Source organism: Agaribacter marinus (assembly GCF_030160655.1).
Classification (GTDB): domain Bacteria; phylum Pseudomonadota; class Gammaproteobacteria; order Enterobacterales; family Alteromonadaceae; genus Glaciecola; species Glaciecola marina.
This window is the reverse complement of the sequence record NZ_BSOT01000002.1, coordinates 107,921-120,969: the sequence shown is the minus strand read 5'-3', so window position 1 is coordinate 120,969 and position 13,049 is coordinate 107,921. Positions and strand designations below refer to the sequence as shown.

Sequence of the window (13,049 nt, the reverse complement as noted above, 5' to 3'; positions counted from 1 at the left end):
AGTAAATTCCTAATTAATTTGTATTATTTGATTGTTTTCCCACTGCGTTGCGTCGGACACAATAATTTGTTGCCCTGCGCGAATGCCTGCAATGACTTCAATGTGCGTGCTGGTAGATTGACCGAACTCGACCATCTTTTTTTCAGCTTGCTTACCATTGCTGCTAAGTACATAAACGGGCGATGTACTTTTACTCCGCGCATATACGGGACGTTTTACAAATAAGGCATTCGCTTTTTTAGCAATTTCTATGACGCCTTCTATTGTAAGGTCTGGTCTAGCTTCTACGGGTGTAGCGCCTCGAATAGCAACATCTACTTGGACTAAGCCATTCACAACATTCGGATCGATACGGATGACATTGCCGGAAAATATTGAACTGCGAGAATCTAAGGACACAGCTTGGTTCATTAGTACATCAGAAATTTTGGATTCGGGGATTCGTAACTCTGCAATATATTCATTTCGCGAGGCAATTCTCGCGAGGTTTGCTCCTGCAGAGACTCTTTCTCCCAGTTCAACAGATAATTCTTGAACAATAGCATCAGTCTGCGAAGAAACAGTGAGTGCTTGCACACGTCGATTCAGTCGGTTAACCAACTCTCGTACTCGGTTAAGTCGAGCGTCGCTGGCTTGCATTTGCGCGCCCATATTGCGTTGTTGGCTTTCGTATCGCCGTTTTGCCAATTCCCAGCGCTGTTTGTCCTGAGCGACCTCTATTTTGCTACTTTCGAAATCAATTTGAGATACCGCATTTACTCCTTGACTCATTAGGGTTTGTTGCGCATTTAGCGTGAGTGTTGAGCGTTCATAATTTAGTTTTGCTTCAATAACGGCTGCATCAAGGTTGATGAGGTCGGTTTCAAGCGAGACTTTCAAAGCATTTTGGGTTGCAATGGCTTCTTGTAAGGCCCATTGGCTTTCTTCAAATTCTTGAACGAGGCTTGGATTATTCAGTTTTAAAATAGGTTCGCCGGCGCTAACATTTGTGCCAGCTTTAACGAATATTTGTTCGATAGAGGCGCTAACATCTGTAGAAATCCAACGTTCATTTTTGGGTGTTAGCACGCCCATTCCTCTTACCGTTACCAAAAATTCATCTTGTTTAACAACATCCAGAATCAATGCGTCTTTCTTAATTGCCGTTGTGGACGAACTAATCGAATAAACACCGAAAGAAGCGAGTAAGGCAAAAGCAACACCTGATATAGCAATAAGCCATTTTTTTTTACGTCCAGAAGATGTTTTTTTTCGTACTATATCCACAACCCATACTCCAAATTTAAGCGTGATTGATACCCTTGGATTTATGATTAGCAGGTTCTGTACCAATAATTATTATTATAAAAAACAATAATTTAGTTTATATCGTGAGCATGTTAGACAGCAGAGGTTTCGAAATCGGGACGACTAAATTATGGATGTGTTCCGATTTCGAGAGGCGATTGCATACCCAAAAGGCATTACGATGGGAATAATCTTGCGACTTCGCCGGTCATGGCAGTGAGCGTAAAACAAAGAGTGTGTCTAATTTACGCATCGAGTAACACCCCAATGACAGGCAATAAAATTTATAAAAACAAACCAATTGAGAACATAAAAAATGAGCAAACCAATAAAATATTTTATATTTAGCGTCATGGCGTTATTCAGTCTATCGACGTTTGCATTAGATCGATCAAAAGTTGCGGAAAACGCAGAAGATGTAACGCCGCTACTTAATGGTATGGCAATTCCTAACGTGATGGTTAAAACCCCGGAGGGAGATCCTGTTAGTTTAAAGGCGATGCTCTTGCAACAGCCTAGCGTTATAGTGTTCTATCGAGGTGGGTGGTGTCCGTATTGTTCTCGTCAATTGGCTGAACTTAAAGATATCGAACAAGATTTGCTTAAGGAAGGTTATCAAATCTTAGCTATTTCGCCAGAAACACCTGAAAAGTTGCAGTCACAAAAACTTGAAACGGAGTTTGCTGCGCAGTTAATTTCTGATGCAGATTTAGAGGCGATTAAAGGTTTTGGCATTGGGTTTTATGTGCCGGACGATACACGAAAATTATATAAAGATCGTATGAACGTAGAGCTAACACCAGACACGAATGAGCGTGCTGTGTTGCCAGCGCCAGCAATTTTTATTAGTGACACACAAGGCAATATCCAATTTAGTTATGTGAATCCTAATTTTAGAGTTCGCCCTTCGGCTGAGTTGGTGCTTAGTGCGGCAAAATTAGTTAAACAGCCAGCTAAGTAGTTATTTAAGTATGTATGCATGTATCCGCAGTGCGTCTGCGTATGGTGAGTAAGATAGAGAGTGATTTAGTTAGCTAAACGCAATTTACGCGAAAATAGAAAACCAAATTAGAAGGAGATTGTTGAATCCGATTTTTGTTTGGTTTTTTTATTTAATGACAATACAAAGTACAATTAAAACAAAGGATTGTGGTTTTTTGGTATTAATTGATATACCAATTTTCAATTTTCATATCTAAACATTCGTCCTCATCAGATATATTGCAACTGTCGGAATTTATGAAGTGGCAGTTATGAAAAATTATTTGTCGAGTTTATTGGTTGTTATCGTGAGTGGCTTAATGCCTATCTCCGTTAGCGCGCAAGTAAATATGACTGAATCGAACGACAGTAAATTTAAACGCAATACTTCACCTGAGGCGTTTGGCGCGACGAGCTTATTCAGTGATGTTGAAAGCTTTAACATTCAACTGAACGAAAATACTTTCCTCAGTTTACAAGCACCTGCGGCGCCAAACGATATACCTGAAAGCCGTTCAGACAAAATTTTAAATACGCTGCTTAAAGATATTCCCGTCGCGATTCCCTTTGGTGATAACTATCAATGGCAGCATATCTCAGAAACACCAAGCCTTATTAGCGCATATGAATCCACATTTAGAGTGGGTTATAGTCAACGATTTAGAGGTAGCGAAAACGCATTTTATAGCCTCGGAATGGTTTGGCTACAACCATCTGATACGAGTATTTCTTGGAACGCCGTTAACCAACATGTAGACACAGGATCTTCTCGGTTTTTAAGCTTTTCGTTTCAATCCAGCTTCTAGGATTATTTTTCTACTAAACGCCACGTCCTAACCCAATCAATTTTCATTGTATTGATGGTGTCGTCAAGTAGGTCTTCTTTGTCAGGTAAGCCACCAACCCACGACGAATCTTGAGTCCATAAGTCCCAAATTAAATGCTGCTCGAGCGTAAAAGGTTGTTTGCTTCTGATGCTGCCAGCAGGTTCACCATTTAGGTAAAATTGCACATTGTGAGCATCTTTCCACCATGCGCCATATACGTGATACGCCTCGTTCCAAGGCACACCTCTAAGTGTATTACCTTTCGATAATTTTTTATTGCTGAAGTCACCTTTATTGCGCTCTGTTTTGCCGTTTTTTACAACAAAGTATTGAGAGTGCATCTCCCAAGGATAGTGGGATTTAAACATCTTTGACGGGTTAGAGTTATTTTCGATGATATCAATTTCATCGCGGTCATCAATATCACCATTATTTAGCCAAAACGTATTGTAAGCAGAAATATGCGCAGTTTTAATACGACTTTCTGTATACATTGGATATTTAATTTTTGCTTTAGATCTGACTCTTGAGGTTTCAAACCATTGGTCTTTGCTTTGCTTATTTAACGTGGCTTTTATCCATAAGTATCCGTTAGATACGCCGGAGTTTTTATTTAGCATATTGACCGGTGTGTTACCGTAATTCCAATTCGTTTTGATCCACTTGGTGTCATTCCAATGATCAAATTCGTCTGAGAATTTATCTACCTTTTCCCAGATCATATTGTTAGGCGTAGTGTCATTAAAAGAGGTAAAACTTGGCAGGTTTGGGTCAGCAAGGTTTACATCTATTTTTTGTATTGACGTCGTTTTTGCGGCAGCACTTTGCATAACTAACAAAGTGGTGGCCGCAAATAATATAGGTGCTAAGATTTTTGATTTTTGGGGCTTTTGCATGGTGTATATCACTTGTAAGAAGAATTTTTTTGGCGCTTTTGGTTAATCTATCTAAAAAATATATGTCAAACAATGCGTATGATGTAAGTAAATGTCTTTTTAACCACTTGTAACATAAATACTCACATTGATTTGAATGTTATTTGATACTGTACCAAATGATAGGGTGTTCAGTAATTAATAGTTTGATACTCTTTACCCATGGAAACAATGAGATACTGCTTAACTAATGCGCTCTTTAGTTGATACGCCAGTCACCACATTAAAAGGGGTTGGTGCGAAAGTTGCCGAAAAATTAGAAAAACTGGGTTTGAAGACGCTACAGGACGTGGTTTTTCACCTGCCTTTACGATATGAAGATCGTACTCGTTTGTATGCCGTTGCAGATTTACATGCCTATTTGCATGTGTCAGTGCAGGGTGAAGTCATGTCTGCAGACATTAAATATGGTCGTAAGCGGATGCTCATTGTCAAACTCAATGATGGTACAGGAAGTATCAGTTTACGTTTTTTCCATTTCTCCGCCGCGCAACTAAAGGGTTTTGTTACTGGAAAAACTATCAGGGCATTTGGAGAAGTAAGAACCGGCCCGTCGGGCTTAGAAATAATGCATCCTGAATACAAGTCAGTAGAGGATGGCAGCCAAACCGGCATGGAAGAAACACTTACCCCTGTTTACCCTACTACCGAAGGTGTAAATCAACTTACCTTACGAAAGCTCACAAAACAGGCACTCCAACAGTTGAAAAAAGGGGCCTTAGTGGATTTATTGCCCACAGGTCTTTATGACAACCAGTTGTCATTGACAGAAGCACTTCAGCTTGTGCACCGGCCGACACCAGAGGTGGATCTGGAAACATTGACCGAAGGCAAGCATCCTGCTCAGCTGCGACTGATCATTGAAGAAATGTTAGCGCACCACATCAGCATGTTGAAGGTTAGAGAACTGAGTAACCAAGATCCTAGTATCAGTATTTTAGTCGACAATGGCTTAAAGCGACGATTTTTGGATACATTGCCATTTCAACCGACTGGTGCTCAGCGGCGAGTGGTTGAAGAAGTAGAACACGATTTAGCCTTGTCTTTGCCTATGATGCGCCTAGTACAAGGCGACGTAGGTTCTGGTAAGACCTTGGTCGCAGCGCTCTCGGCGCTATCTGTGATTAGTGCAGGTTATCAAGTTGCCTTGATGGCTCCAACAGAGCTACTGGCCGAACAACACGCGAATAATTTTAAAGCATGGCTAGAGCCTCTTGACATAAGCGTTGGGTGGTTAGCTGGAAAATCTAAAGGTAAAGCACGAGCAACAACCATAGAAGCACTTGAAAACGGCGAAATAGACATACTAGTGGGTACGCATGCCATCTTTCAAGAGAGTGTAAACTATAGGAATTTAGCCTTAGTGATTGTTGATGAGCAACATCGCTTTGGTGTGCATCAACGGCTAGCGTTGCGACAAAAAGGTGAAAAACAAGGTAAGTTTCCGCATCAGTTGATTATGACTGCAACCCCGATCCCTCGTACCTTGGCAATGACTGCATACGCAGATTTAGATACGTCTATTATCGACGAGTTACCGCCAGGGCGCACACCTGTGAAAACCGTTGTGTTACCTGATTCTCGGCGTGCAGACATCATTGAACGAGTAAGAAGTGCGGCAAAAGAAGACAAACGACAAATTTATTGGGTGTGCACACTCATAGAAGAATCGGATGTATTGCAATGTCAGGCTGCGGAAGATACCGCCATTAGTTTACGTACCGCACTGCCTGATTTAGCCGTCGGACTGGTGCACGGCAGATTAAAAGCCTCGGAAAAGCAAGGCATTATGGATGAATTTAAAGCTGGAACGCTAGATTTACTGGTGGCAACAACAGTTATTGAAGTGGGTGTCGATGTGCCGAATGCGAGTTTAATGATTATTGAGAATCCAGAGCGTTTGGGGCTGGCGCAATTGCACCAACTCAGAGGTCGGGTAGGCCGAGGTTCCATCGAAAGTCACTGCGTGTTGATGTATCAAAACCCATTGTCAAAAACAGCAAGTAAGCGACTTGGTGTTTTAAGAGAATCAAACGATGGCTTTTACATTGCAGAAATGGATTTAGAAATTCGAGGACCAGGTGAGCTCTTAGGTACAAAACAAACTGGTATTGCCGATTTAAAAATAGCCGATTTGGTGCGAGACGCATGGTTAATCGATAGCATAAAAAATATGGCGGATACCATGTGGCATGCACATCGCAAACAATCACTTAAGCTTGTAGATAGATGGTTGGCGTACAAGGATGACTACAGTAATGCCTAAATCTGGTTGCGACGTCAGTAAAGATGATGAGATAAAAACCGTTATTCTCATTGAAGATACCGGCAGTCTTAGTGCTCATGAAAACGCCAAAGCATTGTCGACTAAAACGGGCTTTGAGGTTTTTCAGCTTGCACCAGAACAGCGTAAACACAAATTTGCAGGTAAACAATGGCAGTTAGTATTTACCAAATATGGACTAGTGTTACGCTTGTCTTCGGAGCCTTCATGGTCTGATATTCGCGTCGATTTTGCATCAGCGGCACTCGCTTATCGAAAACAACACGGTGGTGGGCGTAAAGAGCCTTTGGCCAAAGCTATAGGAATAAAAAGTAAAGAAGTACTTACTGTTGTTGATTGTACAGCTGGAATGGGGACCGATAGTTTTGTTATGGCCAGTGTTGGCGCCACGGTCACCATGCTTGAACGAAGCAAAGTGGTGGCTGCATTACTTGAAGATGGCATTCATCGTGCGAATGAGGCAGCACTAGATATTGCGTCACGAATGCAGCTACGACACGCTGACGCGAGTCAATATTTACAATCAATTGACCCTCTACCTGATGTTGTTTATCTAGATCCGATGTTTCCGCATAAAAAGAAATCGGCTATGGTAAAAAAAGAAATGCAGGCGTTTCAGATGTTGTTGGGCGCAGACACTGATAGTCATAAGCTGATTGATGTTGCGCTAAAACGCGCAAAACAACGTATTGTAGTAAAACGGCCAAATTACGCGGATCCCATTGATAATGCCGAAGCGCGATTGCCTGATATGGCGATAAAGTCCAAGAAACATCGTTTCGATGTGTATATTCAAAAATAATGACTAAATCTTTACATGCAAAAGGAGCATATATGATTGAAGTAGGTGCAACACTGCCAGAAGCAACATTTTCTCAAATAAAAGATGGCGAGATGATTAATCCACATACCAACAATTTATTCGCGAATAAAAAAGTAGTGTTGTTTGCGGTACCCGGCGCGTTTACGCCTACGTGCTCGCAAGCACATTTACCCGGTTATGTTGCATTAGCTGATAAATTGTCTGATAAAGGTGTCGACAGTATTGTTTGTCTATCAGTAAATGATGCCTTTGTAATGGATGCTTGGGGTAAAGCGTTAAATGCCGAGCATGTGATTATGTTGGCGGACGGAAATGCACAATTTACACAGGCCATCGGTTTAGATATGGACACCGATAGTTTTGGCGGCATTAGGTCACAACGTTACAGTATGCTGGTAGAGGATGGTATTGTGAAAGCCTTAAATTTGGAAGACCCAGGTCGCTTTGAAGTTAGCGATGCCGAAACGATGCTGAAATCGCTTTAGATGTAGATGTAAAAAAGTCGCTAAACTATTCAGTGTGGGTACACGGCTTAGTTTGCGACTTATCTTTGGTTTTGCTACACCAATATGATCAGGATTAACAAATGTGGCGAAAAAGTCTATATTTTGGCTTTTTTCACAGTGTAGGTATTGCGCTACCATACTTATTTTAGTAAAAACAATAACTTAAATAATGGCATATATACTGCTGTATATCGCAAGGTGCTACGATATTTGCCTTTTGTCGTATAATGTTTAGTTAAATTGACCAATTCGCGAGGATGCCATGCCTGTTATTCTGGAAGACCGACCCATTGAAAGTGTAAGAGAAGAAACCATCGATACACTTATTTATAACTACAGCCATGCAATTATTTCAGAATCGGCCTTTGAACGACGATTAGACGTAGCAACGGTAAGCACGAGTCATGCAGAAATTATTGAGCAAGTAAAAGATCTATCACCGCCCAAAGACGACTATATTAAGCAGCAACAAGAAAAACAATTTAGTATTAATTACGATGCCAACGCAGATGAAGGCGACATGAATGTTGTGAGTATACTCGGCGGCAATGAGCGCAGTGGACGCTGGATTGTACCCTCTAAAATCAATTTGGTTTCAATTATGGGCGGAAGCGAACTTGACTTTACCGATGCCGTATTTACTTCGCAAAAAGTGACTATTCGGGTATTCACCTTGTTTGGTGGCAGTGATATTTTCGTGCCAGAAAATGTAAATATTATATCTTCAGCGTTTTGTATTGCTGGTGGCATCGACAATAAAGCACCGTCTATTGCTGATAAACAAGCTCCTGTTATTCGAGTTGAAGGCTTAGTGCTTTTTGGTGGTCTTGATATTAAAATTAAGACAACAATAAAAGAAAAGTTTGTTGCACTAGCGCGCCAAATGCGTACCGTTTTTGATGGTAAAGATAAGTAGTAGAGTACTTTGCAACATAAGTATAATCACAATAGGAAAGCATGATTGCTAAATTGGTTACGCTTGTTCGCTGTATAAAATGGGCCAGTATTAGTTCGTGTATTTTTGTCGGCATAGGCTTAACCGCGTCCCCTTTTTGGCTATATCAGCAGTTTGACCAAGAAACACCGGTTGCAAGCGTATCGGCGTTTGCGGGCGTTAACAGTCAGTACCAGATCAATATGACCTTTTTGGATACATGCGACACGCAAGTATTTGATATTGATAGTAAACAAGTACAGATTGATGCTAGTTTTTTGAAATGGCAAAGCTGGTTAACGGTACTTGGCGTAAAAGCAATCTATCAATTTGATCGTTTATCAGCGCGAGACACTGTTTTAAATACAGTTGATACAGCGATTACCTCAAAAAATATGATGCAGCAGCGTTACGATTTAACACCGGCAATTGTGTTACCGGTGTTTAAGTCAAGTCCTTTAGATGGTGGGTCAAGCTTTTTAGTAGACACCCAGTATGGGTCGTCTGTGTACTTTAAGATAGATACCGCCTTGGTGTACACAATTTATGTGACAGAAGACGGGTTAATCTTAAAATCTATGCCGAAAAAGCCGGTTGTTGATGCTAGCGGCGCGTTGCTTATTGACATTGATAAGCGTTGTTCAGCAACTTATTCTAATTGGCATAGGGTACTAGACTGGCTAAATAAATCGATATTAGCCATGGTTTAAGCATCAAGAACGTAAATTTAATAAACACTAAAGAGACTGACAACCTGCGTTATTCAGTTTCACCTTATCTTTTGTATCATTACGTTGTAAGTAGCATTCACCATTCTCTAACCATAAAGAAAGCACAATGGCTGCAATTTCACGCTGTCGACCGTCAATTATCTTACCTTGTTCATTTTGTTTTGACCGACGTTCGACGAATACGGTATTTTGTTTACTAAATACCGTATTCGACAAGGTAATTTTTCGACCAAATAGCAAAGTACGTGCAGCATCTTGTAGCATTTTTTTGTCGTTAGTTGATAATTCGGTAATACGCGCGGGCGTTGGCTCTCCCGTATTGCCTTCGGTGCTTATTTCATTATGCGTGTGCATACAACCAACCCCCAAGAAAAGTAATACCGTGGATGTCAGTATGATTAACTTCATTGCTGACTATCCAATGTTTCTAGTTCGGTGTATATACTGTTTTCAAGCAAAAATGAACGATATCGTGTATCGAATATGTCACCTTTACTATTTGTAGACGATGACTTTTTCGAGGCATGGGCTGTAGTCGTTGCATTTGTCGCAGTCGGGCATGTGCCGTTGTTCAATTTAAACAGCGCGGCGGAAAGCATTCCTTCATTTTCGTCGCCTAATGATTTAGTAAAGTCGTCATTTACTTCACAACCCGGCAGCTCATCGTCAAATTGTGGATTACTCAGTGGTTTAAAACCGTCGGAAAATTCGCCAAAACCTTTATCATTTACGCCTTGGAATTGAATCGTAAAGTAGGTTGTGCCGCAATTGTCAGTAGCTTGAAAACCAAAAGGTTTTCCGCACGTTGTGCCACCAATTTGCACTACTTCAACGTCGATACCGCGTAGGCCATTGATTAACGATTCACTCGCTGAGCAAGTGTCTTCAGTGGTAATGACATAAACCCTCGTTAATCCTAGATTTGGCAAGGTGTTGTTAGTGAAGCGGCCGGATTCCCAGTCGATTTCGCGATCAAAAAAGGGAACTGGTCGAATAACATCCCCAGTCAGTGGGTCTATCGTAGGGTGTTTATCATTAAATTGAAATGTTTCAAAATTTCTATTATTTGTTTGATTTGGCCCGGCAATCATATAGCCAAGCTGTGCAGACATTGCGACCAAACCACCACCATTGTACCGAATATCCAGCACTAGCTCGGTCACGTTTTCGTCAATGAATTGTTGGAAGGTGTTAATTAATGGGGTTTGCCCCGGGCGTTGGAAGCCATCAAATCGCACATAGCCAACGCGTCCAGCATTGGTGTCAATGACTTTTGCGTTGTTCACAAATGAGGTAGAAAAGGTACCTGAGGTCAGTGTCACGTTAATTTCTGAACCATCTACTCGTTCGAATACGAATTCTGTCTCTACAGCGTCCTCACTCGGGCGCAATGCCGCGTTAATTGCGTCTACGTCACTATCAACACTGCTATCAACAAAGTCGATGCCATTGATGCTGATAAGTCGATCACCTCTCTGTAGCCCTTGTTCACTGCTTGGTGAATCAGCTTCTATTGTTGATATGGTCAGGTTGCGAGGCGGTGTACTAGAAATAAACGCCCAGTTAATCCCATAGCCCGAACTACTGCCCGTTTCGGAGAATGATTCAAATTCTTCTGTTGGTTGGGCAAAGTGAAAATTATCTTTTTGTGCGCCAGACGCGGTGCGTTGCTCAGTGACTAATATATCAAAGTAGTCGAGCGTTCTGGCAAAGTCATCTGGATTGCGGTCGCGTATTTCGTCATACCATAGGTAGGTATTGTTGCTCCATGAACGAAGCCACATTTTTTCGTCAAAGCTAGTGCCTAAGGTATCCGGATATGGGTTTCCGTCGATATCATTTGTCGTGCGTACGACTGCACATTTATCTTTGAACTCACTTTCATCAGGAAATACACCAGCCGTCCAGCGACTTTCTGCTGGTGGTTTAGGTGTTGGGTTAACAGGTGAAGGACGAGGTGCGCTGCCACCACCTCCACCACATGCAGAGATGAAAAGCGTGAATAAAATTGTTGATGCAAGCAAAGGAACTGTCTTCATGAAACCTCCATAAATCCTTTTGTTTGTACTTCCACTATTCACCACTTGTGAATATGGTCGGATGAGTATACTTAATTCTTTGGGCTAGTCCTACTGAAATTGGTTTTCGAATGTCCATCCTCGGGTTAATTAGGTTAAGATGGATACTTTACTTATTTTCAGTATCTTTTTAATGCCATTGATGACATGCCACAGTACTTAAACGTGTTTATATATGTATGACGATCCAATCTTTGCGATAAAAACCTTATTCTTGCCGCTATTATCGTCGCAACTTCTGCTTGTTGTTGCAGTGTACTTTGCGGTAGTTCGCAAACGCTTAGCTTCTCAATACAAATTCTATATTTGCTTTTTAGTATGTCTTGTGGCGTTTCAAATCGGTCCCATTTTGCAAAACTATTTACTTGGTAAAGATGCAAGTTTAATCCTATATCTAAGAATTAGTTTGTTGTTCACGGTTGGAATGCCTGCGTTGCTGGTCGCTAATGCAATGCAATGCGGTTTTAAAATGGGTAGGCTATTGCAAATACTCCCTTTTATTATCGGGGGCATATGCTCGATAATGTATGTGGTGTTCATGGACGCAAGTGAGCGGCATGCAATCTTTTCACCTGATGCGGCTGATGCCTTTCCATTTTCTGTTACGATTGCTTTAGCACACAATGTACAAATTACGGCGTCTTTATTACTTGGTACAGTTCCCAACATTATATTGCTTTACATTGCCGTTGTAAGTCATCAAAGCAAACAACTCATCGCGTTTATTTTGGGTTCGTTGGCGTTTTATTGTTTGTTTTCTATGGGGAGTTACTGGGGACACCTTTTCCTAATGTATTATGCCGGCTCTATTGTTACCGCGCTTTGTTGGGCATGGGCTGTATTTAGCGACCTTAGAGATATGAAGGGCGAAGCAGGCGCATTGATTGATGAGATGCAGTTTTTAGTGCAATCAAACAGTAGTGATTTTTCGCCTGAGCTAGACCGCTTATTGACAGACATTAATGCCTTGTCTGGTGGCGATCTTCCTGTATATAAATTGCGAGTAAGGCAGATACTCAACAGATTGTCTGAAGCGCAAATGAAGGCGGGTGCAGATCCGAAGGTCATTTTGGCTAAAAATGCGATTCAAACTCAAAAAATAGAGCAAAGCGAAAACATAGAACAAATCAGCAATTTAGTGAAAGCGCAGGCGGTCGAAGCATCAGTACTGATTAAAAATCCCCATGCTTCAACAACGGATGATGTTGTTGCAGAAACTAAGCAATACATTGAGCAACATTTTCAGCAAGAATTAGATATTGCGCGTTTAGCAAAAAGAGTCAGCATGAGTCGTTCTTATCTCATGCGCCTTTTTAAAAATGCTGAGGGAAAAACGATTAATCAATACCTGACAGATGTGCGAATTTCACGCGCAAAAAAACTGTTAGAAACACAGTCGGTAACCGATACCGCATTTGCTATCGGTTTTAATAATTCAAACTATTTTGGCACAGTCTTTAAAAAAGCAACTGGCCAAACCCCCTCTCAGTTTCAACAATCACTGTCACTGGATGGTGAAGTCTTGTCTAAGTAGATACTTATCTATTACAAAATAATAACAAATAATTGTATCTTAAGTTTTTGATATTAATAGCTTTACACTATTTTAATGGTGGTGTTTACACTATTTTAAAGGCTGGCTTATCGGTAACTTGTTATAACT

At 41.1% G+C, this 13,049-nt stretch carries 12 protein-coding genes; 8 read left to right on the top strand and 4 right to left on the bottom strand.

The features are described 5' to 3' along the window. Positions 1-9 precede the first annotated feature (9 nt). Positions 10-1,266 carry an efflux RND transporter periplasmic adaptor subunit gene (locus QQK00_RS01015; RefSeq protein ID WP_284215622.1) on the bottom strand — a complete coding sequence of 419 codons (1,257 nt, stop codon included), beginning with the start codon at positions 1,264-1,266 and terminating at the stop codon, positions 10-12. A gap of 337 nt (positions 1,267-1,603) precedes the next feature. Between QQK00_RS01015 and QQK00_RS01010 the strand changes: the two genes are divergently transcribed. Together QQK00_RS01010 and QQK00_RS01005 are read left to right on the top strand one after the other, a co-directional pair. After that, positions 1,604-2,248: a peroxiredoxin-like family protein gene (locus tag QQK00_RS01010; RefSeq protein ID WP_284215621.1), complete on the top strand. Its 645-nt coding sequence runs from the start codon at positions 1,604-1,606 to the stop codon at positions 2,246-2,248. Between the two features lie 292 nt (positions 2,249-2,540). Continuing rightward, positions 2,541-3,074 (top strand): hypothetical protein, encoded by a 534-nt coding sequence (locus QQK00_RS01005; protein ID WP_284215620.1) that lies wholly within the window; start codon positions 2,541-2,543, stop codon positions 3,072-3,074. 2 nt (positions 3,075-3,076) lie between these two features. Here the strand turns inward: QQK00_RS01005 and QQK00_RS01000 are convergent, their stop codons facing one another. Continuing rightward, the gene (locus tag QQK00_RS01000) at positions 3,077-3,991 is read right to left on the bottom strand and encodes a LamG domain-containing protein (RefSeq protein ID WP_284215619.1); all 915 of its coding nucleotides are present in this window, start codon (positions 3,989-3,991) and stop codon (positions 3,077-3,079) included. 229 nt (positions 3,992-4,220) lie between these two features. Here QQK00_RS01000 and recG point away from each other — a divergent pair, with 229 nt between their 5' ends. From recG to QQK00_RS00975, 5 genes are all read left to right on the top strand, one after another. After that, complete coding sequence (gene recG / locus QQK00_RS00995; protein WP_284215618.1) at positions 4,221-6,296, top strand: ATP-dependent DNA helicase RecG; 2,076 nt, start codon at positions 4,221-4,223, stop codon at positions 6,294-6,296. Beyond that, positions 6,289-7,116: a class I SAM-dependent methyltransferase gene (locus QQK00_RS00990; RefSeq protein ID WP_284215617.1), complete on the top strand. Its 828-nt coding sequence runs from the start codon at positions 6,289-6,291 to the stop codon at positions 7,114-7,116. The genes recG and QQK00_RS00990 overlap by 8 nt, the downstream gene beginning before the upstream one ends. A gap of 32 nt (positions 7,117-7,148) precedes the next feature. Beyond that, positions 7,149-7,622: a peroxiredoxin gene (locus QQK00_RS00985; protein ID WP_284215616.1), complete on the top strand. Its 474-nt coding sequence runs from the start codon at positions 7,149-7,151 to the stop codon at positions 7,620-7,622. Between the two features lie 283 nt (positions 7,623-7,905). Further along, positions 7,906-8,559 carry a LiaF domain-containing protein gene (locus QQK00_RS00980; protein WP_284215615.1) on the top strand — a complete coding sequence of 218 codons (654 nt, stop codon included), beginning with the start codon at positions 7,906-7,908 and terminating at the stop codon, positions 8,557-8,559. A gap of 41 nt (positions 8,560-8,600) precedes the next feature. Continuing rightward, a complete protein-coding gene (locus QQK00_RS00975; protein WP_284215614.1) occupies positions 8,601-9,287 on the top strand; it encodes a hypothetical protein in 687 nt (228 codons plus the stop codon). A gap of 27 nt (positions 9,288-9,314) precedes the next feature. Here QQK00_RS00975 and QQK00_RS00970 read toward each other — a convergent pair whose 3' ends face one another. Next, positions 9,315-9,716 carry a hypothetical protein gene (locus QQK00_RS00970; protein ID WP_284215613.1) on the bottom strand — a complete coding sequence of 134 codons (402 nt, stop codon included), beginning with the start codon at positions 9,714-9,716 and terminating at the stop codon, positions 9,315-9,317. Further along, the gene (locus QQK00_RS00965) at positions 9,713-11,347 is read right to left on the bottom strand and encodes a S41 family peptidase (RefSeq protein WP_284215612.1); all 1,635 of its coding nucleotides are present in this window, start codon (positions 11,345-11,347) and stop codon (positions 9,713-9,715) included. Before QQK00_RS00965 ends, QQK00_RS00970 begins: the two co-directional genes overlap by 4 nt. A gap of 364 nt (positions 11,348-11,711) precedes the next feature. On the opposite strand from QQK00_RS00965, the gene QQK00_RS00960 reads away from it, so the two are divergent. After that, positions 11,712-12,920 carry a helix-turn-helix transcriptional regulator gene (locus QQK00_RS00960; protein WP_284215611.1) on the top strand — a complete coding sequence of 403 codons (1,209 nt, stop codon included), beginning with the start codon at positions 11,712-11,714 and terminating at the stop codon, positions 12,918-12,920. Positions 12,921-13,049: the final 129 nt, after the last annotated feature.